Origin of the sequence: Streptomyces sp. NPDC007917 (assembly GCF_042959105.1) — a bacterium.
Taxonomy (GTDB): domain Bacteria; phylum Actinomycetota; class Actinomycetes; order Streptomycetales; family Streptomycetaceae; genus Streptomyces.
In genome coordinates, this window is sequence record NZ_JBIBKK010000024.1 from 39,768 (window position 1) to 65,616 (window position 25,849).

Sequence of the window (25,849 nt, forward strand, 5' to 3'; positions counted from 1 at the left end):
CACAACATCAGCGCATCAGGCGCAGGTGGCGCAGCCGGACGGTGGGCGCCGGGCCGACCGCTTCGAACCGGACCTCGACGGGCCCGGCCGGACGGTCCGCGTCGAGCGGGAGCACCTGGGATGTTTCCTCGCTCTCCGGGCCGGTCGAGGGTGTGAGCGTGCCCAGCACATGCCCGTCGACCAGCACGCGGGTCGGCCCGGCACTTCCGTCCGAGAGGTGGATCACCTGGAGGCCGGTGGCGGCACCGTCCCGGTCTGTCAGGCGATAGGACCACCATCCGGTGGCGGCCCGCCACCTCAGTCCGTCGGTGAGGCCCGACCATGTGTCCTGCCCCTCGAACCAGTGGTCGCTTTCGGGCTGTTGCTCGCCGGCGGCAACGGCGTCAACGGTTCGGTCGTGCAGCGCAAGCGCCGCCTCGTCGGCCGCGCGCAGCTCCGCCCGCCGCTCCTGGATCCGCTCCGGCTCCGCCACGGGGAAGTAGAGGTGGTAGCGGGAGCCGTGGATGCCGGCGAACGGGAGAAGGGTGACGGACTCGCCCGGTCGCGCGTCCACATGGTCCAGGGCGAACATCAACCGGTCCGGGGCGAGTCGGCGCACGCCGGCCGCCAGATCGGAGGTGCTCCGGGCGAGCACGACGGGCAGGTGCTCCAGGGGGCGCAACGGGCCGTCGGCGACATGCCCCATCCGGGAGTCGTCGGCGAAGAGCCCGGCCAGATCGGTCCGGTCGCCCTCGGCCGCGAGCACGCTGGGCCCGAAGCGGTACGACACCCACGGCGAGCCGTCGGGGAGCAGCTCGGCGCTGATGCGCGGGCGAAGGCGCATGGTGACCGTGTCGCCTTCGCGCCACTGCCGCTCCAGGCGCACGTAGGTCAGGGGCTGTACGCCCGCTCCGTGGCGCGTGGTGAGCGGGGCCGGCCCGTCCTCGGGCGGTGCGCCGTTGATGCGGACCTGCGGCGTCCCCTCGTGCCAGCTGGGCACGCGTATGTGGATCGGCAGAGGGGTGGCGGGAGCGCCGCGCACCACGAGTCTCACCTCCTCGTCGTAGGGCGCCGTCCCGGTCTGCTCGAGCACCAGGTTCTGTTCGGGCCGGCTGAGGCGGGAGGCGATGAACAGGTTGACGAACAGGTTCTCGCCCTCGGTGGTGTACACCAGCTCGCCGTACTTGGCGTGGTTCTCCAGCCCGGTGCCGACGCAGCACCAGAAGCAGTTCTGGGGCGTCGACACCACGCGGTAGTGGCCCGGTCGCACCGGTGTGAAATACACCAGTCCGCCCTTGGGATGCAGGGACGAGAGGATGTGATTGACGGTCGCGCGCTCGTAGTGGTCGAGCACCTCGGTGTCCGGCCGTTCGAGGAAGAGGGCGCGGCTCAGTTTGAGCATGTTGTAGGTGTTGCAGGTCTCGGGGCCCTCCGGCGACTGGAGCGCTGAGCCGAAGTCGTCTCGGGGGTGCAGGTGCTCGCGCACGGAGTTGCCGCCGAAGGAGAACGTCCGGTGCCTGGTCATGACCTGCCAGAAGAACCGGGCAGCGTCCCGCAGGCCGGGGTCGCCCGCGACCTCGCCGAGCCGCTGGTACCCGACGACTTTGGCGATCTGGGTGTTGGCGTGCATCCCGTCGAGGACGTCACGGTGCTCGCGCAACGGGCGCAGCAGCGCCTGGTCGAGGAACCTCCGTGCCAGGGCGGCGTACCGGTCCGTGCCGGTGACCTCGGCGAGGTCCGCCAGAACCTCGCACATGCCACCGAACTCCGTGCGGAGCATGGCTTCGTGGGTGTCGTCGTCCATCCCCGCCGCCACCTGGTCCCACCAGTCGGCCAGCCGTCGGACGGCGGTCAGCGCCGGCTCGGAGCCGGTGTGCCGGTAGGCGTCCAGCAGGCCGGCGAAGAGCTTGTGCAGGTTGTACCACGGGACCCAGGCACCACCGAGCTCGAACGAGTCCCGCTCGACCTGCCCCGCGGCCACCCGCTGCCACAGCCGCACGCCGTCGGGGACGCCCCCGACGTAGCCGGTGCCCAGGGCGTCCTGGCACTCGACGACGCCCTGCACCAGACGTTCGACCATGGCTCTCGGCCGGGGATCGTCCGTCACCGCGCTCATCAGAGCGGCGCCCGACAACGCGTGCCCGACGGTGTGGCCGTCGAGACCGGAGCTCTCCCAGTTGCCGTAGGACTCGGCACCCGGCGGCAGGCCGGCCTCGCGCCGCAAGGGCGCGAGGAGCCGGTCGGTGTCCAGGGACAGCAGGTAGTCGAGGGCGGTGGCCTGCGTGTCCAGGAACGGGCCAGGAAGAAGGCGCACCGCGCTGTGCGGGAGTGACTGCATGAGTGCTCGTTTCCTTCATTCGAACGCTCTGCCGTGCGGCGGAGAGCATCGCGGTTGATCGTGCGTGATCAAGAATCGCTTGTCTGCCCGCCATAGGCACTCAGCAACCGGTCGTACTCCGCCTGGGTGAGAGGGAGCACCGAGCCGTGCTTGGCTCCAGGGGGCAGCTGGTAGCTCGTCGACCGGGTCCACTTCCCGGAGTCGAGATCGGTGGTCTCGAAGGGGACGTAGTTGCGCCACCCGAACTCGTCGATGAACATGTACCACTTCTCCTCCGTGTTCGACTTGAACACGGCCGGGCCCTCACCGCGGGTGATCTCCCCCTCGCCGATGCGGTCGGCCACGAAGTCATATGTGGTGGAGGCCAGTTCGCGCGACTTCTCCGCGATGATGAGCTTGGCGCTGGGCACGGAAGGCGTCTGGTCCCGCTCGTCCTTCGTATAGCGGTAGTACACCCCGTTGTGCTTGATCACGGCTGAGTCGATCACCGCGTGCCCCGGATCGTGCCAGACCCTGGGCTCGCTGAACGTGCGGAAGTCGGTGGTGGTCGCGTAGAGCATCCTGTTGTAGCTGGTTCCGGTGTGGTCCGGGTCGTCCTGGGCGTAGAGCTTCGAGGCCCAGAAGACGACGTACCTGCCGAGTTCGTCGGCGTAGCAGGCCTTTGGTGCCCAGGTGTTGCCCGCGGTGTCGGGAGACACCCTGACCAGGCGGTGACCCGTCCAGTTGACCAGGTCCGCGGAGTCCCACACCACGATCGACTTGCTGCCGGTGCGCTGGGCCCTGTCCCAGGTGAACCGCGTCGAATGCTCGCTGCCGGACGTACACAGGTCCGTGGCGATCACATGGAACCTGTCACCTTCGGGGGAACGGATCACGAAGGGGTCGCGTAGTCCCTTGGTGCCGAGGCTTGAGGTCAGGACGGGCTCTCCGGCGTTCAGTTCCCGGTAGTGCAGCGGGTCGTTGCCGCGGCTGAGTGCCATCCGGATCCTTTCGTCGTCGGCCGCGGGACTGCCGGTGAAATAGACGAGCAGGTAGCCGGCGTGGACCGATTTCGGCTGATGCACAAACGCTCCTGAGCTGTGGGGAGGAAGATGTTCCGGGCATGCGGGCCCAGCGGGGAGGAGCCGACGCGTGCCGGGCTGGTGAGGGGTCAGCCGAGCCGAGCTGCGACGTCGGCTCCATCGCGCACGAAGACGGGAATGCGCTCCAGCGGGGCCTCCGCGTCGAGCGTCGTACCACCCTCGACGGTGCGTCCGGTCATCGGGTCGAGCCAGCGTGCCCCGCACGGCAGATACACCCGGCGGGCCCGCGCGCCGGCCTCGTACACGGGCGCCACCAGCACATCGGGGCCGAGCAGGAACTGGTCCAGGAGCCCGTGCAGATGCTGCCCGAGGCCGTGCAGCCGTTCACCGTCGTACGCCTCGAAGTGCTGCTCCGTCCGGCCGCCCGCCGCATGGACACGGGGACCGGCGTGGACCGCGTGCGGGCCCCAGGGCTCGATGCGCAGGATCTCCTCGGTGGTGTGGCGTTCCAGGCCGCCCGCGCGGATGCTGTAGGACAAGGAGTTTCCTCTGTTCTTCTCAAGGGCCTGTGCCCGTGCGTCCGTGGGGTGTCGGCCGAGGCGGCCGGTGCCGTCCGTGGCGGTCGACGGCACCGGCTCTCCGGGCCTGCAAGCGGAAGCAGCGCGTCTTATTGCCTGTCACGGCCGTCCTTCTGCCTCTGAGTGACGAAGCCGGGGCACCGTCACCGCTGCCCACGCACGGGCGGGCTCCCGCTGCCGGGGGGAGGCAGTGAACACGGCAGCTGAACGGCGGCCCAAGAGCGGAGGAAGTGGCCAGGCGAGTAGCGCGCCTGGCGCCTCATCAGGGAACTGCGGGCAGTGACACGGATGTCCAGCGGCCGCCATGGCGACTGCTGGGCATTTTCAGGATTGGTTCATGGCACACCTCGGCCACCGTCGGCTCCGCACCGACGTGGCGGTTATGAGTGTTCAGGGAGCGGGTCCGGTCCTTCGGCTCGGCGGAACTATGCCCTGCGACCACCGCACCGCGACACCGGTTGCGGAGCGACATCGGCGAACGCTAGGTGCGTTGATCTGAGACTGTCAAGTGCGCCGGAACACCGGTCCGGCGGGAGCCGTCGGCCCTGCGGCCGAGCAAGTCGTCGCACGACTCTTGACTGCTCGGGCACCGCGATGGCAGCGTTTTTACCGGTACAAGCAAGGGCCCCATAGTGGGTCATTGTCAGCCGAACAGCGCGCCGTGGGATGGCAACGCCGTACCGTCCCCTGCTCGCCGGCCACGGCCGGCGGTCCAAAGACCACCGCGTGATCCCAACCCGCCACAGCACAGCTGGAGCACGTCCGTGCCTACCCCGACCCTGGTCACCAACCTCGGCATCGAGCGACCGAAGATCAGCCGCGACCTGTACGGCCACCGCGCTGAGCGCCCCCGGCCGACGCAGCCACGGCGGCCTCCAGATCTGGCGCTGGAGGGTCGGAAGCGGCCCGCCGGACCAGCGGCACGGCGCCGGAGGAACTCTTCCTCTTTACTGGGGCTCGGCACAGGCAAACGCGGGACACAGCACCCGGGTGATGTTTGAGACCGCAGCTAGGGGCGAACGTGGTAACGATTCGCGACGTGGCGAAGGCGGCCGGAGTCTCGGCGATGACCGTCTCCAACGTCATCAACGAACATCCGAACGTGCGCCGGGCAACGCGGGACAAGGTCCTCGAGGCGATGGCCCGCCTCGACTACCGGGTCAACGTCGCGGCCCGCAATCTCAGCAAAGGCCGCACGGGCACCATCGGCCTGGCCGTCCCCCAGGTGAACAGCCCCTACTACAGCCGGCTCGCCGCCACCATCATCACCGCGGCCGAGCGCCACAACCTACGGGTGAGCATCGAGCAGACCGGCGCTTCGCGGGAGAACGAACTGGCCGCCCTGTCCCTGTCACGCAACCGGCTCTACGACGGGCTCATCCTCAGCGCCGCGGGACTGGGGCCGGCCGACGCCGAGCGGCTCAAGGTGGATCACCCAGTGGTCGTCCTGGGCGAGCGGATCTTCGGCGGACCCGTCGACCACGTCGCCATGCCCAATGTCGACGCCGCCGAGGCGGCGACCCGCCACCTGATCGAGCGGGGATGCCGACGCATCGCCATCCTGTGCGGTCCGGTGGAGGAAGTCGACGTCTCCAGCCTGCGCCTCGCGGGCTACCGGCAGGCGCTGGACAAGGCCGGTCTGCCGGCGGACCCGGCCCTGATACAGACGGTGGAAAGGCCGGACATGCGCGAGGGTGTGGAACAGGCCCGGGAGATGGTCGAGAGCGGGCTCGACTTCGACGGCTTGTTCTGCGTCAACGACTCCGTGGCCATGGGCGCGCTGCGGGGCCTGGCGAGTGCCGGGGTGCGGGTGCCGGATCAGGTCAAGGTCATCGGCTTCGACAACGTCGAAGAGAGCGAGTTTCTCGTCCCCTCGCTCTCCACTGTCGACCCGGACCACGACACGATGGCCGAACGGGCGGTCGACCTGCTGATCAGGCGAATCGAGGAGACCGAACCCGGAGCGGAGCACGAAGAGTTCGTCAGCCCCTTCTCCGTGGTGATCCGGGAGTCGACAGGCGGCTGAACGTGGGCCGTGGCCTGGCGCGGCCCCGCGGAGGTCCCCCGCGGTGTGCGGACGGTCGGCCCCACAGGGCCGGCGCCGCGTCTCTCCTCGCACGACGTCATGCCTCGCCTGTCCGCCGGCCGGGCGGTGGGTGCCGTCGCCGCACCCCGGTTTCTCAAGACCACTCCATGAGTAAGGAAGACCACCGGTGAACGCCGTAGCCGACGCCCCTCTCTTCCGCGACCCCGTATATGACGGGGCCGCGGACCCCGTCGCCGTCCACCACCGCCAAAGCGGCGAATGGTGGCTCGTCTACACCAACCGCCGCGCCACGGCCCCAGGCCCTGGCTTCGCCTGGGTGCACGGTACCGATTTGGGTGTGGCCGCCTCCGCAGACGGCGGCCGCACCTGGACTTACCGGGGCACTCTCACCGGCTTGGAAACCGAGTGGGGGAGAAACACCTTCTGGGCACCGGAGATCATCTGGCACGACGGGCTGTACCACATGTACGTCAGCTACATCCGCGGCGTGCCCGACTCCTGGACCGGAGCCGCCCAAATCCGCCACTACACCAGCCCCGACATGCTGGAGTGGACGTATCACGGGGAGCTCGACCTCGACTCCGACCAGGTCATCGACGCATGCGTGTACCCACTGCCGGGCGGTGGCTGGCGGATGTGGTTCAAGGACGGCTCCCGGGGCTCGATCACCTGCGCCGCCGACAGCCCCGACCTCTACCACTGGCGGCCCACCGGCGTGGTGCTCGATCACCGCGGGCACGAGGGGCCCAACGTCTTCGAGTTGGGCGGCCACTACTGGATGATCGTCGACGAGTGGCGCGGACAGGGAGTGCTGCGGTCGGACGACCTGACGACGTGGGAACACCAGGGACTGATCCTGGACACGCCGGGCAGTCGTCCCGACGACGGCAACATCGGCCTCCACGCCGATGTGGTCGTCCAGGGAGAGACGGCCTACATCTTCTACTTCACACACCCCGGCCGCCCCGCGCACACCAACGAGGACGACGGCACCCAGGCCACCCGTCGCTCCTCGCTCCAGGTCGCCGCGGCGCGAGTCGTCGACGGCAGACTGCACTGCGACCGCGACGAGCCCGTCCGACTCGATCTGCCGAGGGCAACACCAACCGTTTGACCCCGCTACGAAGGACGCACCCCATGACCCCGCACACCACAACGAGCCGACGGCTTGCTTCGTACCACCCGGGTGAGGGTTGTCTGGCACCGAGGGCAGCACCCGCAGCGACGCCCAAAGCATCGATCTGGACGGTCGATGGCGGTTCCGGCTCAACCCGTCGGTCCGGGAGATGACCGAAGGGTTCCAGGAGCCCGGGTTCGACGACCCCGTCGAGCAGAACCCGCCCGAGCAGGGCGATCCGAAGGTCATCTACTTCGGGCCCGGCCTGCACACCCACCCCGACCGGACGCTGAAGGTGCCCAGCGGCACCACCGTCCACCTGGCCGCCGGCGCCGTCCTCACCTCCAACGTGGTCTTCGAGGGGGTGGAGAACTGCCGGCTGACCGGCCACGGCGTCATCTACAACGCCAGGCGGCGCGATGCTCGTCCACGACGCCGAGAACGTCCACGTCGACGGCATCACGGTCCTCAACCCCCGGTACGGCACCATCACGGTCGCCGAGTCCCAGAACGTCACCATCAGCAATCTGCGCTCCTTCAGCCAGCAGGGCTGGGGCGACGGCATCGACATCCTCGACCACCGCGAACCGCAGATGCTCTACCAGGGCTGCATCGCCATCAACCCCGGCGACGGCAACCTCGTCCGGAACGTCAAGGTCGACAACCTCCACGTCGAGGACATCCGGTGGGGCCAGCTGATCCACATGCGGGTCACCTTCAACCCGAAGTGGAATGAGGCAGCCGGGCGCGGCATCGAGAACGTCTACATCAAGGACCTCACCTACACCGGCTCCCACGCCGGCACGTCGCTGCGCATCGGCCTCGACGCCGACCACGTCATCAAGGACATCACTTTCGAAAACGTTGTCATCAACGGGGCGGGTCATCCGCGACAGCGGGGGCAAACCGAACTGGTACCTGGCCTCGGACGGCGTGCCCATGTTCGCCAACGACCACGTCCACAACCTCCGCTTCCTCACCACCGAGGAAGCCGCCGCCCAGTGAGTCTCCCGGCGCCCGGGGCGGCTGGAGCGGACTGCCGCCTGCCGCCCCGGGCGCCGACATGCCGCGTGACAGGCGGCCGAGAGGACCGCGTGTCGCGGCGGGGTCCGACGGGGAACGCTATCCGAACAGACGCCGCTGGATCTCCCGCCGGTAGTCCTCGAGCGTCCTGTCGAGATGTGCCGCCGTGGCCTGGGCCGCCTCGTCGGGCCGGCCGTCACGAATGGCCCGGTAGATCGCCTCATGCTCCTCGACCGCCGACTCGGTGCCCTCGCCGAGCCTGTCGTGGATCCCGATCGCGCTCGACTGCCGCTGCAGTCGTCGTGCGTCCCGCACGGCGCTGACGAGGAAGGTGTTGTGCGAGGCCGCGGCGACGCCCGCGTGGAAGTCCTCATCCGCCTGGTTGAACACATCGACCTGACCGTGGACGAACCCGTCTCGGCACTGCTGCGTGGCGGCTTCGATGGTACGGAGCTCGGCGGGCGTGGCACGGGTGGCGGCCAGGCTGCTGGCAGCCATCTCCTGAATCCTGCGGAACTCGAACAGCATGAGGACGTGATCAAGGTCGACGGGGCGGAAAGAGCCGCCCCAACGGCTGGTGAGGAGCATGCCCTCGTCGTCCGCGACGAACAGTCCGCGCCCCTTGTGCGCCCGGACCCGGCCGAGCGCCGAAAGGATCTTCACGGCCTCCCGCACCACCGCCCTGCTGGTCTTCAGCATCTGGGCCAGGTCGTTCTCTGTGGGCAGCCGATCGCCCGCCACCAGACGGGCCTCGGCGATGAACTCGAGGATCCGCTCCGCGACGACTTCGTAACCGGGGCGATAGTCACGCCGCTGGTCCGGGCCGTCCACCGCTGCCGCCTCGGCGTGAGAGACCTGCGCCGGCAAGGCCGCTTCGGCTGCAGGCGTGTCGTTCATCTGTCGTGCCTCCGGGGTGACTGCGACGAGGGCGGCTGATCGCTGTGCAGCCGCGCTCATCGTACCTCAGCCAATAATGAGTCGTACTCATCTGAAGAGGAACCCACGCCATAGAGTTCTAGCTCTAATCGGCACATTTACCGATCTATTGGGCCTGGCCCGGCCTCAACTTTGAGTCATCAGCATCCATAAATCACCGAGAAGACAGCCACACACACTCTTGACGGATAGCTCGATAAGGCGGCTAATTTCTTCGGGGACGGCAGCGGAACAGCCGTCCGCAGTACCCGACGCCCGGCCGGGCCGGTCCGGCGTCACCCCATCCACGCCGCTGCTCTGCCGATCTGCCCGGGCCGCCTGCAAACCCAGGAGAGTCGCACATGACCGTCAACAAGCCGTCGCTCAGCCAGGTAAGGGTGGTCAGCAGGAGACGTTCGGCATGGTTGGCCTGCTGCGCGGCCACCTACGACGGCGACGCCAACGGCTCGAACTACCTCCAGACCAAGGTCCAGCCCTTCAACCGCACCCGCAAGGGCTGACCGGACGTGGTCTTCAGCTCCCAGAACAACGAGGCGACCTCGTCGGAACCCGGTAGCCGAACTTCTTCAGCAGCGGCGCGTTGTACCAGAGCACCGCCTGGGAGAGGTCATTGCGCAGGCAATAGACGGTGCCGCTCACCGTGCAGACGTCGTTGGCGCCCTCGGCGAACTGGAACACCCCGGCTACCTCGTGGGTGACATCGCGGCAGCGCCCATTCCCCAGTGGCAGGGGGACACTTCACCGTCCACCGGCAACGTCGGCGGCGGCACGTCGTCATCCACCCGATCACACCGTGCACATCCCCGAGGTCCCCCCGAACGCTCCTCTGGGCGCCGCCACACCGCCGTTCGACATCGTCCGGATGGAAATACCGGACAAGGGCCTCGTGGCGTTGTTCACCGACGGCCTGGTGGAGTCACCCGGCCAGGACATCGACGAGTGTGTCGGCCGATTCACCGAAATCCTGGCCTCGGCGGCCGGTGACGAGGCCCGGTCCAGCCTGGAGACGCTCTGCGACTCCGTTGTGTCCGCCCTTCTGCCGACCCAGAAGAAGGGCAGGGACAACTGATCAACGCCCTCGCGAACCGCTGGGGAGTCAGGTACGGCACTTGGGACAAGACCATCCGGACCGAGCAACCGCTCCCCCCGCTTCCCGCCATCTGAGCAGGACGATCTCACTCCCGGCTCGTGGACAGTGCCGAGGCCGGGGGCGGTTTCAGGGCTGCGTCCCGGTGAGGGACAGCGTGTAGGTGCCCGGGACCCGTCCGGTGATGTAGACCCGTGTCCCGGGTACGGTGTCGCGGGCGCCGAGGTAGGAGAACTGCTCGCCGTCGTCGAAAACCGCCGGCTGGGCGGGACCCGAGCCGTTGCCGGGGCCGAACCGGATGGTGTCCCCGCCCACGGTGTAGCTGCCGATGCCCTCGACCAGTTCGTAGGAGTCGGGGTCGCTGAGGGATCGGACGCCCTTGAGCGTGCCGCCAGGGCGGAAGACGAGTTCCAGGACGTACGAGGTCGGGATGGAGCGCAGATCCAGCCGGACATCGACACCCGAATCGGTGACGTCGACGTCGGCGTCGATCCGTAGCTGGTGGTCGTCGGTGGGGCGGTGGGAGAAGTCCATGGAGGCGAAGAAGCGTCCGTCGTCGCCCAGTTCATAGCTGCCGTCGGCCCGGTGCCGGTCGGTCGGGAGCGGCTGGTAGAAGTGGGCTCGGGTGGTCTGGGTCAGCGCGTATTGACCCTCGCCCTTGACGTACAGGCCCTCGCTGCGGAAGGGCCCGAGGTCGAAGAAGGCGACTGACAGCCGCAACGACTCCAGGACCGCGTCTCCCTGGCGGAACCGCAGAAAGGTGGGGTTGGTCGACAGGCCGGAGGCGATGCGCGGAAACCGGGCGATGTCACTGCCACCGAAGACGGTGACGCAGCGCCGCCCCGCACGGACCCGGGCCAGCCCCGAGTCGGCGAGCACCGTCTGCCCGACAGCGGGCCTCGCGGGGCCGGACGGCGGCAGGGGCCGGGCCAGTCGGGGATCCAGGAGTACCTCCGCGAGGGCGTGGCTCGCGATCTGGCCGTCGACCCCGCGCGCGAGGATGTCGGTGACCAGCCGGGCGTGGTCACCGCGCGACTCCCGGAGGGCGAAGCGCCGGAACTGAAGCAGGAATCCGGCGCCGTCGAAGCGCATCCGCTGGTCCTGCCGGCGGGAGTGCAGGGATTCCACCGTGCCGTCCTCGTCGAAGAGCGGGGCGAAGGCGTCGAGGTTGCGCCGCACCTTCTCCTCCAGTTCGGGACGGGCGAGCACGTCCGCTATGACGAGGAGCGAGGGGTTCGTCACGAACGCGGCGTAGAGGGGGCTGCGCTCGGAGTACATCCCGTCCGGGCAGATGTCGATGCCCTCCGCGAGCCACTGGTCGATGCGGGCGGGGAGCCGCGGGTCGGGCTCGATGCGGTGGAGGCGGGCGAGGGCCGCGCACAGCTCCCAGCGGTGGTTGGGCGTGTGCACTCCCCCGGCCAGGAGCGCCGGGGTCACGGCTCGCCGGATGCCGGCCAGCGCCGCGTACACCTCGCCCATCCGTGGCACGTTTCCGAGGTCGGTGGCGTTGATCAGCTCGGTCATCACACAGACGTCGCCCACGGTGAACGACGAGTCGGGCGGGGAGGCGAGGTTGTCGCCGCCGAACAGGCCGTCGTCTCCCTGAGCGGTGGTGAGCTGGTCGATCAGGCCCTGTACGGGGCCGAGCAGAGTGTCCGCGGCGCCGTGCCAGCGCGAGCGGGGGCACGCCAAGGCGGTGAGGAGTGCCTTGGCGTCGGCAGCGAGCGTGCGGTGCTGGGCGGTCTCGTAGCGACCGTCCGCCCAGTCGGTGACGATGCCGGGGACGCGCCGGTCGAGCGGTCCCACCAGGGCGTCCACAAACGCCAGGTCGGTGCCCGGGCCGAGGAGAGGGGTCGGTGTCATGTCAGTCCTTCAGCCCCGCGTCCAGATCGGCGTTCATGATGTGGCGCTGGAACACCAAGAACATCAGTACCAGCGGCAGCAGTGAGATGACGGAAGCCGCCAGCAGGACGGACCATTCGATGGTCTCGGCCCCGACGAGATTGCGCAGGGCCACCTGGAGAGTGAACCTGTTCTGATCGTTGAGCACGATCAGCGGCCAGATGTAGTCGTTCCAGCGCCACTGGAACGAGGAGATGGCCAAGGTCACCACGATCGGCCGGGCGATCGGCAGCATGATCCTGAAGAAGATGCCGAACTCGCTCGCGCCGTCGATACGGGCCGCTTCCAGCAGCTCGTCGGGAACCGTCAGGAAGAACTGGCGGAACATGAAGATGCCGGTCGCGGTGATGATCGACGGCACGATGACGCCCGCCAGGGAGTCATAGAGCCCGAGGTTCCGCACGACGGTGAAGGACGGCGTGAGGATGACCTCGGTGGGCAGCATGGTCGTCGCCAGCACGCAGACGAAGAAGGCCTTGATCCACCACGCGGAGTACTTGGCGAGCGCATAGCCCGTGGTGGCACTCGCGAGGACCGTGAGGACGGTGGTCAGGCTCGCCACAACCAGGGTGTTGGTGAAGTAGCGCGCGAAGTCGATCCGCTGCCAGGCGTCCTCGAACCCCTGAAGGGTCCACTGGCGCGGGAGGATGGAGAGGGGATAGCTGAACAGTTCGCTGCCCGGTTTGAAGGCGCTGAGGACGAACCACAGCACCGGAAAGGCGAACAGGGCGGCCATGGCCCACAGCACGAGGGTGAAACCGACCGTGCGCGTGGCCGTTCCCGCGCCTCGGGGACGCCGCCGCGCGCTCGCGCCGCCGATGTCCTTCACCACGCTTCTGCCGTCCTTCACGACGCTCCCCGTCCCCTGCCCACACGCATCTGAACCAGCGCGATCACCATCAGAATCACCATCAGGACCATGGACACGGCGCTCGCGTAGCCCACCTTGGCCTGCTTGAATCCGGTCTCGTAGATGTACTGCACGATCAGTCGGTTCTCGGTGCCCGGACCACCGCCGTTGAGCGCCTGGATCATCGCGAACTCCTTCATGGAGTTGATCGTCGACAGCAGGATCACCATGAAGGACGTGGGTGCGATCGCGGGCAGGGTGATGTACCGGAACCGCTGCCACCCGCCGGCCCCGTCGAGCTCCGACGCCTCGTAGTACGAGCGTGGCACGTTCTTCAGAGCCGCGATGAACAGCAGCATGTTGAAGGCCGTGGCCGCCCAGGCGGAGGCGAAGATCACGATGGCCAGGGACAGGTCCGCGTTGGACGACCACGCCACTTCGGAGAAGCCGAGTTCGCCCAGGACGAAGTTGACGAAGCCGAAGTTCTCGCCGAACAGCCAGCGCCAGATCACGCCCGTGACGATCGGGGAGATCAGCCAGGGGAAGAAGAACACGGTCTTGGCGAGGGTCTTGCCGCGGGTGAACTTGCTGACGAGTAGCACCGCCACGGACAGGGACAGCACGTAGGTCAGGGGGACGGACAGCGCCACGTACACCGCGGTACGTCGGAGGGCCGCGTAGAACTCCGGATCCGAGAACAGCGTGCGGTAGTTGTCGAACCCCACGAAGTCGGGCTGCCCGAACCCACGGTAGTTGGTGAACGAGTAGAGCAGGCCGAGCGCCCCTGGCCAGATGAAGAACAGCAGGAACATGACGATGTTGACCGCCGCGAACACGACGGGTGCGAGCACGTAACGGCTGCGCCGGCGCCGCCGGGTCACTTCGGGCAACGGCGGACTGATGCGGTGGTGTTCCGCGGTGATCGTCATCGGCGTCGGCCTCTCCACTTCCTCGTCTTCCCTCGCGTCATCCGGTGAGCTGGTCGTCCATCTGCTTCTCGATCGCGTTGATCGTCTTGCGGACGTCCTGGCTGCCGCTGAGGTACTTGACGGTCTCGTCCTTGATCGGGTCGCTGTCGCCGCTCATGCCCTTGTAGGCGTAGGTGAGCTCGTTCTTCATCTGCTGTGCCGACACCGGAGCGGACTTGGCGATCTCGTCGTTGTAGAGGTCGTACGCCTCCTTGTGGTCCTTGTAGCCGACCTGGACGCCGTCCTCCACCGGCAGGAAGCCGGAGATCTCACACAGCTTCGTGTAGTTCTTCGGGCTGTAGAGCCAGTTGATGAACTTCCGCGTCTTCGCCGCGTTGGGACCGTCGTATCCGACGAGGTAGTTCGTCCCCAGGTTCGTCGCACGCACCGGCTGCTTCGGCATGAGGACGGACGCCCACGCGAAGTCCTTGATGTTCTTGGAGAAGTCGGTGACCTGCCAGACACCCGAGTAGTACGCGGCGACCCGTCCGCTCTTGAACAACGCGCCGGCGTCACCGTCGGACAGCCACACCGAGCGCGGCATGAGCTTGTCGTCGTTCATCGCCTTGAAGCGCTCCAGCGCGGTGGCGGTCTGCTTGTTGGTCGTGAACTTGCCCTGGGCGTCCAGGGGGAAGCCGTTGCTTCCGAACTGGTAGAGGAAGGAACGCAGCCGGTGGCTGGAGGAGTCCATCACCAGGCCGTACTTGGCATCAGTGTTCTTCTGGACCTTCTTCACCGCCGCGGTGAACTCGTCCCAGGTCCACTGGTGGTCGGCCGATGTCGGATAGCTGACCTTCGCCTTGTCGAACAGGCTCTTGTTGATGAACAGCCCGACTGCCGTGAGGTCCGTCGGAAGCGCCTCGATATGCCCCTTGGGCGACTTCGACAGAAGGTCGGGCTTGATGTGGTTCGTGGTGGCGATCTTGCCGAGGTCGAGCAGGGAGTCGGCCCACACCGGGTCGACCGTCCCCACGCGGGCCAGTGCCGGCAGATCGCCTGCCTGCGCGGCGTTGCGCAGCTTGGTCGTCAGGTCGTCGTAGGGGATGTCGACGACCTCGACCTTGACGCCGGTCTCCTTGGTGTACTCCTTCGCCATCGCGGCGAACCCACCGCCCTGGGCCCCGTCGCCGGAGAGCCAGAACTTCAATGTGTCCGATTGGTTTCCGCTGGTGCTTTCACCACCGAACGCGCAGCCTGTGAGGCTGAGTGCGAACACCGCCGCGATGGGTATGAGCTTGTTTCGCATGCCGTCCAACTTTCTTAGCGCTCACGTGAGACGTACTGCCGCCCCCAGGGCGAGCAGTGGGATCCGAGGATCAGCCGCAGATTGTCCGCATTTCGGACGAGGGCGCACTGGCGCGGCCCGATAACGGAACGGAAGACGCCGTATCGCCCGGGGCGGCGGCGGTACGCCCAGGTCGTGCCGCCTCACGGGCGGCGATCAGGGCGCCGGTGAGCGAGGCATCGTCGTGCATGTCCGAGCGCAGCAGCACGGGCGGGAAGGGCACCAGCCGCTTGAGAGCCACGGCGAGTCCGGCGAACACCTCGGGGCGTTCGGCCATCCCACCGCCTACGACGATCCGGGCCGGGTCGAAGGCGGTGGCGAGGTTGGCGACGGCGGTGGCGAACCGCCGCATACGCTCGTTGATCAGTTCGCTGAAATCGGGCTCGGCCCGCGCCAGGTCGAACGCCGTACCGGGGGTGGCGGCGCCTTCCGACCAGGCGCGCGCCGCCTCGGCGAGCGCCGCGCCGGAGAACGTCTCCTCGAGCGGAGCCCTGCCGTCGTGTGCGCCGAGGTCGTCAGGGTCCAGAGCCTGGTACGCGATCTCGCCGGCCGCTCCGTTCGCGCCGTCCAGCACGGTCCCCCGCACCACCAGGGCGCAGGAGAGTCCGGTGCCGATGTTGAGGTAGAGGCCGTATTCCACCCCGTTCAGCAGGCCCTGCCGGACCTCGGCCAGGGCAGCCGCCTTCACGTCGTTCATGACGGTGATCCGCGCCGCGGGGAACATCGCGGCCAGCACCTCGCGCACCCGCAGGCTCTCCCAGCCAGGGGTGTTCGGCGCGAACAGCACCCCGTCGTCGGTGGCGATCCCAGGACAGACCATGCCGACGCCCACGACATCCGTGAGTCCCGTGCCAGGGCCCAGCAGGTGCGCCACCGACGCCTCGATCCGCGCGAAGAGATCCCGAGGACCTTGGGCGGCAAGTGTCGGCACGCGATCCGTGCGAGGGGCCGAGCCGCCCTCCTGACCCGTGACGAGGAGGGCGGTCTTCGTACCACCCACATCGATGGCCACGACAGGGCCGGATGGCGGAAGCGCTTTCATGAGCGTTGATTGTAAGGGAGGCTCCTAAATTAACAAGAGGTAGCGAGCGATATCCTGTCGCCACGTCCCAGAGCCGAGGGGGAGCCATTGGCAAAGCTGACTCCGGTCGCCACCAGCACCACCTATATGCGCCACCTCAACGAGCGATCGGTCTTCCACCATGTGTACGCGGCCGGTTCCATCTCCATCCCGCAACTCGTCACGGTGTCGGGGCTGTCCAAGCCGACCGTCAGCGCCGCGGTCACCGTGCTGGTCGACGCCGGACTCGTACGGCGGCTGGGCGTGCGCACCGGCAAGGCCGGGCGGGCACCGCAGCTCTTCGGGCCGGAACCCACCGCGGGATGGGTCATCGTCCTGGACATCGGCCGTCGCTGGGTGAGGCTGGCGCTCTGCGACCTCGTCGGCGACGTGGTGCATCTGGCCCGGGTTCCTTCGGCCCGGGACGCGGAGGGGCTGGTCGGCGTCATCGAGGACGTGGTGTCCTCCGCCCTCACGGAACGCTCACTGACCATGACCGAGCTGCTCCAGGTCGTCGTGGGCTCGCCGGGCGTCTACGATCCGCAGGAGCAGTCCTTCAAGCTCGCCTCCAACCTGCCGGGCTGGGAGTACGCGCTGCATGTGAGGAAGCTCGCCGGGTTCTTCGCCGAGGCCGGAGGCGTCCGCTTCGAGAACGACGTGGATCTGGGCGCGCTCGGGGAGAGTGCCAGAGGACTGGGCCGGGGCATCGACAACTTCGTCTACCTGCACATCGGTTCCGGGGTCGGCGCGGGCATCGTGCTGAACGGCAAGCCGCTGCGCGGGGCCCGTGGCATGGCGGGCGAGGTGGCGTTCATGCCCGTCCACCCCATCCCGCGGCTCGGCCTGTCCCAAGCGGTACGGGATCGCGGCATGCTGGAGACCGCCACTGCCGCCGACGCCCTTGTCGACGCGGCCCGTCGGCATGGCCTGACCAGCGCCACACGGGCCGAAGACGTTCTGGCGGCCGCTGAGGCGGGAGATGTGGCTGCCCGCAACATCATGGCCGACGAGGCCCGTACCCTCGCTCTCGCCCTCGCCTCGGTCATCACGGTCGTGGACCCCGAGCTGATCATCCTGGGTGGCGGCGTGGGCGGCCAGCTCCACGATTACATCCCCGCACTGAGGGCGGAGCTGTCCAAGATTGTGCCCTTCGAACCCCCGCGGCTGGCGGTGTCGACCCTCGGGGATCAGGGGATCCTGTACGGCGGTGTGGAAACCGGCGTCGAGCTGGCACGGGAGCTGGCGCTGGAACGGCGCTTCACCGACGGCTCGGGATGAGCGGCGTCGGGGCGCTTCGCGCAAAGCGGTGTCTGGTACCTCGTCGTGGTCGGTGCGGTGGCCATCGCGGTCTCGCTGTACATGCCGCGGGGGCTGTGCGTTCGCCGGGCACATCGACACCAGGGCCGGGGTCGGCGTATCCGGCCACTCGATGGGCGGTATGACCACCCACGGCCTGCTCACCGCCTGGCCGGACAACCGCATCGTCGCCGCCGTTCCGGTCGCCTGCGTGGACATGGGCAACCCAGCAGGCACCCCAGAACGGCGCCGACCACGGCTCGTTCCTGACTCCGCAATACCCGTACTACGCCCAGACGGAGAACACCTTCCCGGCCTGGTTCCGCTGGAGCCTGTACGGCGACACCGCCGCCCGTGACCGCCTCCGGGGCGACGCCACCAGCAACGGCACCTCCTGGCAAGCGGCCCTCACCTAGGCGATGTCGCCTTGGACCAGCCATTCGCCGGTCCGGGGGCCGCCGCTGCTCCCGGACCGGGGCCCGACCTCTGAGGCTACTCGCTCGCGTCGGCTCCCGCGTCGGCCGGCGGCACGGCTTCCTCGACACACACCCGCACGTCCCACGGACCCAGAGGCAAGGTGTCGCCGGCCGCGTACCGCCGGCCGGTGAGGACATCGCGGACCGGGCTCGGCAGCGGGAAGGCGGTCTGCTCCCATGACCAGTTGTGCACGAAGCGCAGCCGGCTGCCGTCCCTGGCGGTGGCCCCGGTGGAGGTGATCGACGGGTGGCCGGGGCGCCACGGGGCCGTGCCGGTGGCGGCCCACTGGAACAGCGCGCGGGCCAGGGTCTGGTCCGGGACGGTGCCCACGCAGGTGATCCGCCCGGCTCCGTAACGGTGGGTGGTCACAGCGGGCCACCGGGCGAAGTGCGGGTGTTCGTAAGCGGCCAGTACCTCGGCCTCGGTGGGGGACAACGCGTCGGCCCAGGCCGTCGCGCGCGCGGCCGACGGCAGCGGCAGCGCATCCGTACCGGTGACCGGCAGCGCCGACGCCAGGTTGGAGAACTCCTCGTAGGCGACGCCGGCCGCCGCGGCCAGGCGTGCGGGCTGGATGTCGGTACGCGCCCTGGCCTCGTGGTCGGCGTAGCCGGTGCGCGGGCCGAGCATGAGGTGGCCGCCGGCGTGGGCGTACGCCAGCAGCCGGTCCAGGACCTGGTCCTCGGCGATGTAGTAGCCGGAGGCGACCAGCAGCGGCGGCAGGTCGGCGGTCTCCAGCTGGCCCGGGTGGACGATGCGTGCCTGTAGCCCCGCGGCGAAGGCGCCACGGTAGAAGGCGCCGAACAGGCGCCCGTAGGAGCCGGCGTCGGGACCGCCGTCGGGGGTGGAAAGCGGCGGCTGGTGCTGCAGCGCCCACATGCTGGGGTGGTCGAAGAGGAAGGCCGCGTCGGCGTCCGGGCGCAGTCCCGCGACGAGGCCGCCGGCCGTCTCCAGCTCCTCCCCCAGCCGCGCCAGTTCCCGGTAGATGCGGCCCGGGCGGCCGCTGTGCGGGAGGATTCCGCCCCAGAAGGTCTCGGTGCCGAAGTGCAGGGTGTGCCAGTGCCAGTACTCGATCATGGACGCGCCGCGGGAGACCAGCGCCCACGCCGCCTGGCGCCACTGCCCGTCGTAGGCCGGGTAGTTCATTTCCGGGCCGCCGATGGCCTGGGCGTCGGTCTCGGTGACCAGGAACGGCTCCTGCCGGGAGGCGTACATCCGGTCGGCGCTCTGGTACAGGGCCCAGGTCCCGCCGCTGGCCCACCCCTGGGGGGCGGTGTCCCGGTCCGGCAGCGCCAGACCGTCCTGCATCGCGTAGTACGGGTTCCCGGCGGTGACATCCAGCGCCTTCGTCAGTTCGGCGTCCTCGGCCGCCACCCGGTCGTAGGAGATGCACGTGGTGACGAACTGCCCCGGCCTGGCGTACTCCCGTACGAGGTCGGCCTGCCAGGCGATGAATTCGGTGGTCTGGCGGGCCTGGAAGCGCCGCCACGCCAGGTCGTACTGCGGCTGCGCGTTGCCGTCGGGGCGCCACAGGTCCGCCCAGTCGCTGAGCCGGTGCGACCAGTAGACCAGGCCCCACTCCCGGTTGAGCGTTTCGACATCCTGGTAGCGGTGGCGCAGGTCGTCGACGAACCTCTGGAAGACCCCGTGGTTGTGCAGAAGCGCCAAGCCCGGCTCGTTGTCGACCTGGAAGCCGACGACCGCGGGGTGGTCGGCGTAGTGCTCCACGATCTTGCGGATGACTCGCTCGGCGTGGAAGCGGAACGCCGGGTGGGTGAAGTCGACCTCCTGCCGGTGGCCCCACGCGATCCGCTCCCCGGTGCGCCGCTCCCCCGCGATCTCGGGATACTGCCTGGCCAGCCACGGTGGAACCGCGTAGGTGGGAGTGCCGATGATCACCCGTATCCCACGCTCGTGCGCGCCGTCCAGCACCGGGCGCAGCCACTCCAGCGCGAACCGGCCGTTCTCCGGTTCCCAGGTCGACCACACGGACTCCCCGACCCGGATCACCGAGAACCGGGCCTCGGCCATCAGGTCCAGGTCCTCCTTGAGCCGATCGTGCGGCTGGTACTCGTGGTAGTAAGCGGCGCCGAAAAGGACCCGCTCGGCAGGCTCGTACATGTGTTTCTCCACTTCTGTCTGTATGGGGCGGCCGCGGCCTCAGCCCTTGACCGCGCCAGTGGAAAGGCCGTCGAGCAGCTGCTTGCGCAGCAGGACGACGGCGACCGCCTGTGCGAGCAGCTTGGTCACAAGTCGCCTTCTCGTGCGCCGTCAGTGCCGGGCCACAGGCCGCACGGTGGATTCCCTGAGGACCAGCTGGACCGGAATGCGGGCGAGGGCCGGGGGATCCGGATGGCGCTCGATCCGGGTGAGCAGCAGATCCACCGCGCGCTCGGCGACAGCCGGGAAGTCCTGTTTTACGGTGCTCAACTGCGGGGTGACGTATGCCGCCAGCGGGATGTCGTCGTATCCCATGACGCTGACCTGCCCCGGCACGTCCAGGCCCGCCTCCGCGAAGGCCCGCATCGCGCCGATGGCCATGTCGTCATTGGCGGCGAACACCGCGGTGAGCCCTTGTACGCGGGCCAGTTCGATCCCGGCCGCGTAGCCCGAGGCGGCGGTCCAGTCGCCGGCTTCCGGCAGCGGCGGCTCCGGCGCGCCCGCCGCGGCCAGGGCCTCCCGCCAGCCCTGGAGCCGGTCGCGGGCGGACCACCACTCCTGCGGTCCTGGCAGGTGCCAGACGGTGTGATGGCCGAGGGCCAGCAGGTGCTCGGTCGCGGCACGGGCCGACGCGATCCCGTCCTCGCGGGCCAGGGCCAGGCTGACCACCGGTACCTCACCCGCCTCGCGGATCGGCGCGCCGTCGCCGACCGGGTTGAGCACCACGATGCCGTCGACGCCCTGGGCGAGCAGGGAGTCGATCGCCTCCGCCTGCCCGTCGGGCACGCTGTCCGCCACGGCCTCCGACGCCACCCCGTAGCCGCGGGAGCGCGCCACCCGCTGCAGGGCGACCAGCTGCGCGGAGGGGCCGTACAGTTCGACGCCGACCGACACCACGCCCAGCCGCCCGTAGCGGCCCCGGATGAGCGCGCGGGCGGCGGTGTTGGGGCGGTATCCGAGCGCATCGATCGCTTGCCGCACGCGCACCCGGACATCGTCGCTGACATGCGGCTCGCCGTTGACCACACGCGAGACCGTCTTCTGGGACACACCCGCGGCCCTCGCCACGTCGTGCATCCCCGGTCCGCGTCCGGTGCGGGGCCGCGGCCCTGCACCGGACCCGGACCCGGACCGGGGCGGGGTGGAACTGTCGGGCATGGGCCCCCTTCGAGGAGCAGGACATGGAGGCGCCGGACATGGAGGTGGCCGCCGTCCGGAACGGCTGCACAAACCTCGATTGACTACGTAGTCAAAGCGGTCGGCCGCCCTGCCGTCAAGACCTGCGTGCCAGGGCCGCCATGAAGAAGCTCATGGAGCGGCCCGAGCACGGTGGCCGGGGACGGCTATTTCGACCGTCGGGTCCAGCCGTACCGCTTCCGGAGTCGGAGGTCCCGTGGTCGGGTCTGTGGTGCTCTTGGGTGGCCGGCGCCGTCACCAGCCGATCGGCAGACCGGTGATGAACGACGTGAGCCGGTCGGAGATGAGTCGGTCGTCGTGCGCCGAGTAGTGCCAGTCGCAGCCCAGGAAGTCCAGCCCCGAGTCGTCGAGGGACCAGTAGCGTACCCGGCTGTCACCGGCGTCGTTGCGCGCCTTGACCACCTGCTGGACATGGCCGGCGAACTGGCCGGTGCCGACCGCCACGATGGTGGTCGTGGCTCCGTAGCGCGTCCGCAGCTTCTGGAGGAAGTCGCCGTAGGCGGTGCGGTAGGCGGCCGCCAGGCTGTCGGGCGTCCACGGCTCACCGGGGTTGATGGCGGTCGAGAAGTCGTTGGTGCCGAGGTTGATCACCACGAGCTGAGGGCGCCAGGTGCCCGGGTTCTGCCAGACGTCGCCGGACACGTTCAACAGGGCACGGTCGTAGAAGGTCCGGTAGGTGACGTCCGGAGAGCCTCCGTTGTAGTTGCGCACCATGCCGAGGCCCGAATAGCCGTTGATCTGGTAGTCGGCGTTCAGTTGCCGGGCGGTCAGGGCGCCGTAGCTCACGTCGGCGTTGGTGGTCCGCCTGACCCGGTCCCCGGGGCAGTCGCGCGAGGTCGAGAGGTTGCCGTAGCCCACCGTGAGGGAATCCCCGATGAACTCGATCTGGCGGTTGCGGGCCGCCGGTTTGCTCAGCACGGCACCGCCCGGCGCGGCGACGAAGCCTCCGAACGTGCTGGTGTCCCCTGGGCTGTCGTTGCGCTTGACGAGCCGGACGGTGTGCGTGCGGTCCTGCAGGCCGTTGATCCAGTGCGTGGTCCGGCCGGGCGTGACGAGCGTGGCGACGGTGGCCCCGTCGACCTGGACGTCGTAGTCGGCGGCCGAGTCGTTGAGCACGATGCCCACGCCGGTGCCCCTGACGGTGCCCTCGAAGTACACGCCGGGCCAGCTGTACTGCACCGTGTTTCCGGCGTCCTTCACCCGCCCGGCGGTGTGCACCTGCGCCAGCACTCCCGTCGTGGGGACCAGTTGCCACTGCTGGTTGGCCCCGCCCCAGTCAGTGAACTGCACGACCTTGGCGCCGTCAGCGGTGGAGGCGTTCTCCACCTCGACGGCCTTGCCGCTGTTGCGGTTGATCAGCCGGACGTAACCATCCGGCGAGTCGGCCAGCCGGAACTGCTGGTTGGTGCTGCCCGCGTCGCTCCACTGCACGATGTCCGCGTGGTCGGCGGTGGAGTAGTTCAAGACGTCCAGCACCTTGCCGGAGTGCTGCGCCTTGAGCCGGTAGTAGCCGTTGCCCGAGTCGACGAACTGGAACCGCTGGTTGGCGCTGTCGGTGCGGGTCCACTGCGTGAGGCCCGCCCCGTCGGCGGTGCTCGCGCCCGACACGTCGAGCGCCTTGCCGCTGCCGCGGTTGACCAGCACGTACCACGTGTTCGGATCCACGGTGGCCGCCCGCGCCGTCTCGGCAGCGCCCGATCCGGCCAGGAGCGCCACCCAAAGGGCGGTCACCACGCTGAGCACCGTCGTTCGTGTCACGCGTCTCCGCCACGGCACCGTGGATATCATATACGTGCCCTTCATTCGCGTCTCCTTCACTGAACGCGGCCACGCGGTGCGCCATCCCGTACGCCCTGGACGGCAGCGGAAGGGAACGGAATGGCCACGAATCAGATCCCTCTGCATGCGGATAGGGATGACGGCTTGAGCGTGAGTTGTCGAAGCGCATCGACGCTGCCAGTGCCCGCACGGGCTGTCAATGGAGCAGGCCGAGAAACTTTCTTTGCACATAGGCCCTTGTTTCGCGCGAAACAATCCCGCTAACTTGCCGTGTGCCAAGTGAAGCGCTTCGACAGTTCCAGGGGGAAGGGCCCCGACCATGACGCACGAGTTGAACCGCAGAAGCCTCGCCGGCGCAGCAACCACGGTCGCGGGAGCGGCCGCACTGGCACCGTTGCTGTCCGCCTGCGGGGATGGCGGACAGCAGAAGACAGGCACCGGTCCCGGGTTCAAGGACGCCGGCGCACCATCATGGTGACCATCGCCGACGTGGCGAGACACGCGGGTGTCTCGTCCAGCACGGTCAGCTACGTCCTGAACGGCTCCCACCAGATCTCCGAGACGACCCGCAGCCGTGTCCTGCGCTCCGTGGCGGAACTCGGCTTCCACCCCAACGCCGGAGCCAGGACGCTGGCCGGCCGCCGCTCCCGCGTCATCGCGCTGGTGATGCCGCTGCGGACGGACATGTACGTCCCGGTCATGATGGAGATCGCCATCTCGGTCACGACCGAGGCACGGCGGCACGGGTACGACGTCCTGCTCGTCACCGACGAGGAGGGACCCGAGGGCGTGCGGCGCGTCGCGGCGAGCGGGCTGGCCGACGGCGTGATCCTCATGGACGTCGAACTGGGCGACCCCCGCATTCCCGTGCTGCGCGCCCGGGGCACGCAGGCCGTGCTGATCGGCCTACCGGACGACCCGCGCCAACTGTCCTGCGTCGACCACGACTTCGCCGCCGCCGGCGCCCTGTGCGCGGACCACCTGGCGGACCTCGGCCACCGGGACGTGGGCTTCATCGGCTACGGCTCCGGCGTCTACGAGCGGCACGCCGGATACGCCGAACGAAGCCTCGCCGGCTTCCGCGAACGGGCGGAGCAGCGGCGGGTGCGCTTCCTGCACCGGCCCTGCGAGGGCACGTACGAATCCACCGCCTGGACCCTGACCCGGATCCTCGCCGACCGACCCGGCACCACGGGCTTCGTGGTGCAGAACGAGGCGGCGATCGGCCCGCTGCTCGGCCTGCTGCAGACCACTGGACGGTCCGTTCCCGAGGACGCCTCGGTGGTCGCCCTCTGCCCGGAGCAGCTGGCCCAGCAGCACACACCCGCCCTCACCACCGTGTCCGGCCCCGGACAGGAACTGGGCAGCGTGGCGGTCGGCCAGATGATCCGGCGGCTGACCGCCGCACGGCGGGGCGAGCCGCCGACAGACGAACGGGTCCTTCTGCCGCCGATTCTGACCGTCCGCCAGAGCAGTGACGCGCCACGCTCTCCGCCCATGGAGCCGTCATGACAGCAGAGCGCAGCAGTCGGCGGCACGAGACGGGGCCCGGGACGCCTGGCGGCCCTGCTGCTGACGCTGGTCGCCATGCTGGGGCTGACCGGCGGCACGGCACTGGCCTCGCCCAACGGCACGGCCGACGTCAGCAAGTCCGGACCCTCGGTCACCGGCACGGCCTCCTGACCGACCTCTCCTCACTCCTGGCCGCCCGCTCCCCCGGGCGGCCAGGCACAGCGGTCCGTTCCCCGCAGGCTCACTCCTCCTTCGGCACAGCCGTGCTCTCCCGGACGGTGAGGGTGGTCACGATCTCCAGTCCCACCTGGGGCACCGCCTCACCCCGGCCGAGCGCGAGGGCCAGCTCGGTGGCGGCCGTCGCCATCTCGGCCAGCGGCTGATGGACGGTGGTCAGGGGCGGATCCATCCAGGCCACGGCCGGCACGTCGTCGAAACCCACCACGCTCAGGTCATGCGGGATACCCAGGCCCAGCTCCCGCGCGGCCTGATAGACACCGAGCGCCTGCATGTCGTTGGCGGTGAACACGGCGGTGGGACGATCGGGGCGGGACAGCAGCTCCCGCGCCGCCACGTACCCGTGTTCACGTGAGAGCTGCGTCTTCACCACCAGACCGGGGTCCGTCGGCAGGCCCGCCTCCGTGAGGGCGGAGACGTAACCGGAGAGCCGAGCGCGGCAGAAGTCGTGGTCCGGCCCGCTGATCATGGCGATGCGCCGGTGGCCCAATTCGACCAGATGCCGGGTCGCCGCCTGACCACCTCTCCAGTTCGTCGCTCCCACGAACGGCACTCCGTCGGGCAACTCGTCCATCGGGTCAAAGACAACGAAAGGGATACCCTTGGCGGCCAGTTGCTCCCGCTCCGCCGCAGAGAGCTGGGCCACCGACAGTACGGCCTGCGGTCGCCGCCCCACCGTGTCGCCGATGGTCCTTCCGTCCGCGTCCGGAAGCCCGAACTCCGACACCAGCACCCCGACCCCGTTCCTGCGGGCCACGCGCTCGACTCCGCGGATGATCTCCACGGCCCACATGTGCTTCAGCTCGCGGAACACCAGCTCCACCAGATTGCTCCGGCTCTTGGGAGGCTTGCGGTAACCGTACTCAAGGATCAACTGCTCGACCCGGGCCCGGGTCTCGTCCGACACTCCGGACCTGCCGTTGAGCACTTTCGACACGGTGGGAATCGAGACCCCCGCGGACTCGGCGATGTACGCGATCGTCACCGACGCGGATCCCGCGC

The 25,849-nt window shown here is 69.0% G+C and carries 20 protein-coding genes and 2 pseudogenes; 7 read left to right on the forward strand and 15 right to left on the reverse strand.

Going from position 1 to position 25,849, the window contains the following annotated elements; translation table 11 throughout:
- Nucleotides 1-7: 7 nt before the first annotated feature.
- The 3 genes and pseudogenes from ACFZDL_RS35075 to ACFZDL_RS35085 all read right to left on the reverse strand — a co-directional run.
- A complete protein-coding gene (locus ACFZDL_RS35075) occupies nt 8-2,317 on the reverse strand; it encodes a glycoside hydrolase family 127 protein (protein WP_353595464.1) in 2,310 nt (769 codons plus the stop codon).
- Nucleotides 2,318-2,409: 92 nt separating this feature from the next.
- Nucleotides 2,410-3,471: pseudogene (locus ACFZDL_RS35080) on the reverse strand (glycoside hydrolase family 43 protein); the annotation flags it as partial.
- A pseudogene (locus tag ACFZDL_RS35085) lies at nt 3,468-3,683 on the reverse strand (family 31 glucosidase); the annotation flags it as partial. The pseudogenes ACFZDL_RS35085 and ACFZDL_RS35080, both read right to left, overlap by 4 nt.
- A 1,255-nt stretch (nt 3,684-4,938) precedes the next feature.
- Between ACFZDL_RS35085 and ACFZDL_RS35090 the strand changes: the two are divergent.
- Nucleotides 4,939-5,943, forward strand: a complete 1,005-nt coding sequence (locus ACFZDL_RS35090; protein ID WP_353595463.1) for a LacI family DNA-binding transcriptional regulator — start codon at nt 4,939-4,941, stop codon at nt 5,941-5,943.
- 187 nt (nt 5,944-6,130) lie between these two features.
- Nucleotides 6,131-7,078: a family 43 glycosylhydrolase gene (locus tag ACFZDL_RS35095; protein WP_353595462.1), complete on the forward strand. Its 948-nt coding sequence runs from the start codon at nt 6,131-6,133 to the stop codon at nt 7,076-7,078.
- Nucleotides 7,079-7,476: 398 nt separating this feature from the next.
- On the opposite strand, the gene ACFZDL_RS35100 is transcribed toward ACFZDL_RS35095, so the two are convergent.
- Nucleotides 7,477-7,917 carry a hypothetical protein gene (locus ACFZDL_RS35100; protein WP_353595461.1) on the reverse strand — a complete coding sequence of 147 codons (441 nt, stop codon included), beginning with the start codon at nt 7,915-7,917 and terminating at the stop codon, nt 7,477-7,479.
- A 28-nt stretch (nt 7,918-7,945) separates the two neighbouring features.
- Here ACFZDL_RS35100 and ACFZDL_RS35105 point away from each other — a divergent pair, with 28 nt between their 5' ends.
- Nucleotides 7,946-8,086, forward strand: a complete 141-nt coding sequence (locus ACFZDL_RS35105) for a hypothetical protein (protein ID WP_353595460.1) — start codon at nt 7,946-7,948, stop codon at nt 8,084-8,086.
- Between the two features lie 117 nt (nt 8,087-8,203).
- On the opposite strand, the gene ACFZDL_RS35110 is transcribed toward ACFZDL_RS35105, so the two are convergent.
- Nucleotides 8,204-9,001 carry an FCD domain-containing protein gene (locus tag ACFZDL_RS35110; RefSeq protein ID WP_353595459.1) on the reverse strand — a complete coding sequence of 266 codons (798 nt, stop codon included), beginning with the start codon at nt 8,999-9,001 and terminating at the stop codon, nt 8,204-8,206.
- Between the two features lie 380 nt (nt 9,002-9,381).
- On the opposite strand from ACFZDL_RS35110, the gene ACFZDL_RS35115 reads away from it, so the two are divergent.
- Nucleotides 9,382-9,540, forward strand: coding sequence for a hypothetical protein (locus tag ACFZDL_RS35115; protein WP_391193325.1), 159 nt, complete (start codon nt 9,382-9,384; stop codon nt 9,538-9,540).
- A 13-nt stretch (nt 9,541-9,553) separates the two neighbouring features.
- Here the strand turns inward: ACFZDL_RS35115 and ACFZDL_RS35120 are convergent, their stop codons facing one another.
- The gene (locus tag ACFZDL_RS35120) at nt 9,554-9,718 is read right to left on the reverse strand and encodes a hypothetical protein (protein WP_353595472.1); all 165 of its coding nucleotides are present in this window, start codon (nt 9,716-9,718) and stop codon (nt 9,554-9,556) included.
- Nucleotides 9,719-9,833: 115 nt separating this feature from the next.
- Here ACFZDL_RS35120 and ACFZDL_RS35125 point away from each other — a divergent pair, with 115 nt between their 5' ends.
- Nucleotides 9,834-10,109 carry a SpoIIE family protein phosphatase gene (locus ACFZDL_RS35125; protein ID WP_353595458.1) on the forward strand — a complete coding sequence of 92 codons (276 nt, stop codon included), beginning with the start codon at nt 9,834-9,836 and terminating at the stop codon, nt 10,107-10,109.
- A 147-nt stretch (nt 10,110-10,256) separates the two neighbouring features.
- Here the strand turns inward: ACFZDL_RS35125 and ACFZDL_RS35130 are convergent, their stop codons facing one another.
- From ACFZDL_RS35130 to ACFZDL_RS35150, 5 genes are all read right to left on the reverse strand, one after another.
- Nucleotides 10,257-11,990, reverse strand: coding sequence for a hypothetical protein (locus tag ACFZDL_RS35130; RefSeq protein WP_353595457.1), 1,734 nt, complete (start codon nt 11,988-11,990; stop codon nt 10,257-10,259).
- 1 nt (nt 11,991) lies between these two features.
- The gene (locus ACFZDL_RS35135; protein WP_391193327.1) at nt 11,992-12,879 is read right to left on the reverse strand and encodes an ABC transporter permease subunit; all 888 of its coding nucleotides are present in this window, start codon (nt 12,877-12,879) and stop codon (nt 11,992-11,994) included.
- The gene (locus ACFZDL_RS35140; RefSeq protein WP_353595456.1) at nt 12,876-13,808 is read right to left on the reverse strand and encodes a sugar ABC transporter permease; all 933 of its coding nucleotides are present in this window, start codon (nt 13,806-13,808) and stop codon (nt 12,876-12,878) included. The genes ACFZDL_RS35135 and ACFZDL_RS35140 overlap by 4 nt, the downstream gene beginning before the upstream one ends.
- Before the next feature lie 37 nt (nt 13,809-13,845).
- Nucleotides 13,846-15,093: a sugar ABC transporter substrate-binding protein gene (locus ACFZDL_RS35145; protein WP_353595455.1), complete on the reverse strand. Its 1,248-nt coding sequence runs from the start codon at nt 15,091-15,093 to the stop codon at nt 13,846-13,848.
- Between the two features lie 70 nt (nt 15,094-15,163).
- On the reverse strand, nt 15,164-16,174 hold the full coding sequence (locus tag ACFZDL_RS35150; RefSeq protein WP_353595454.1) for an ROK family protein: 1,011 nt from the start codon (nt 16,172-16,174) through the stop codon (nt 15,164-15,166).
- Between the two features lie 87 nt (nt 16,175-16,261).
- Between ACFZDL_RS35150 and ACFZDL_RS35155 the strand changes: the two genes are divergently transcribed.
- A complete protein-coding gene (locus ACFZDL_RS35155; RefSeq protein ID WP_353595453.1) occupies nt 16,262-17,470 on the forward strand; it encodes an ROK family transcriptional regulator in 1,209 nt (402 codons plus the stop codon).
- A 510-nt stretch (nt 17,471-17,980) separates the two neighbouring features.
- Here the strand turns inward: ACFZDL_RS35155 and ACFZDL_RS35160 are convergent.
- From ACFZDL_RS35160 to ACFZDL_RS35170, 3 genes are all read right to left on the reverse strand, one after another.
- Nucleotides 17,981-20,083 carry a beta-galactosidase gene (locus ACFZDL_RS35160; RefSeq protein ID WP_353595452.1) on the reverse strand — a complete coding sequence of 701 codons (2,103 nt, stop codon included), beginning with the start codon at nt 20,081-20,083 and terminating at the stop codon, nt 17,981-17,983.
- 150 nt (nt 20,084-20,233) lie between these two features.
- A complete protein-coding gene (locus ACFZDL_RS35165) occupies nt 20,234-21,280 on the reverse strand; it encodes a substrate-binding domain-containing protein (RefSeq protein ID WP_391193329.1) in 1,047 nt (348 codons plus the stop codon).
- 273 nt (nt 21,281-21,553) lie between these two features.
- Nucleotides 21,554-23,107 carry an RICIN domain-containing protein gene (locus ACFZDL_RS35170; protein WP_391193353.1) on the reverse strand — a complete coding sequence of 518 codons (1,554 nt, stop codon included), beginning with the start codon at nt 23,105-23,107 and terminating at the stop codon, nt 21,554-21,556.
- Nucleotides 23,108-23,569: 462 nt separating this feature from the next.
- On the opposite strand from ACFZDL_RS35170, the gene ACFZDL_RS35175 reads away from it, so the two are divergent.
- Nucleotides 23,570-24,610, forward strand: coding sequence for a LacI family DNA-binding transcriptional regulator (locus ACFZDL_RS35175; protein WP_353595450.1), 1,041 nt, complete (start codon nt 23,570-23,572; stop codon nt 24,608-24,610).
- 241 nt (nt 24,611-24,851) lie between these two features.
- Here ACFZDL_RS35175 and ACFZDL_RS35180 read toward each other — a convergent pair whose 3' ends face one another.
- Complete coding sequence (locus ACFZDL_RS35180) at nt 24,852-25,832, reverse strand: LacI family DNA-binding transcriptional regulator (protein WP_353595449.1); 981 nt, start codon at nt 25,830-25,832, stop codon at nt 24,852-24,854.
- Between the last annotated feature and the right edge of the window lie 17 nt (nt 25,833-25,849).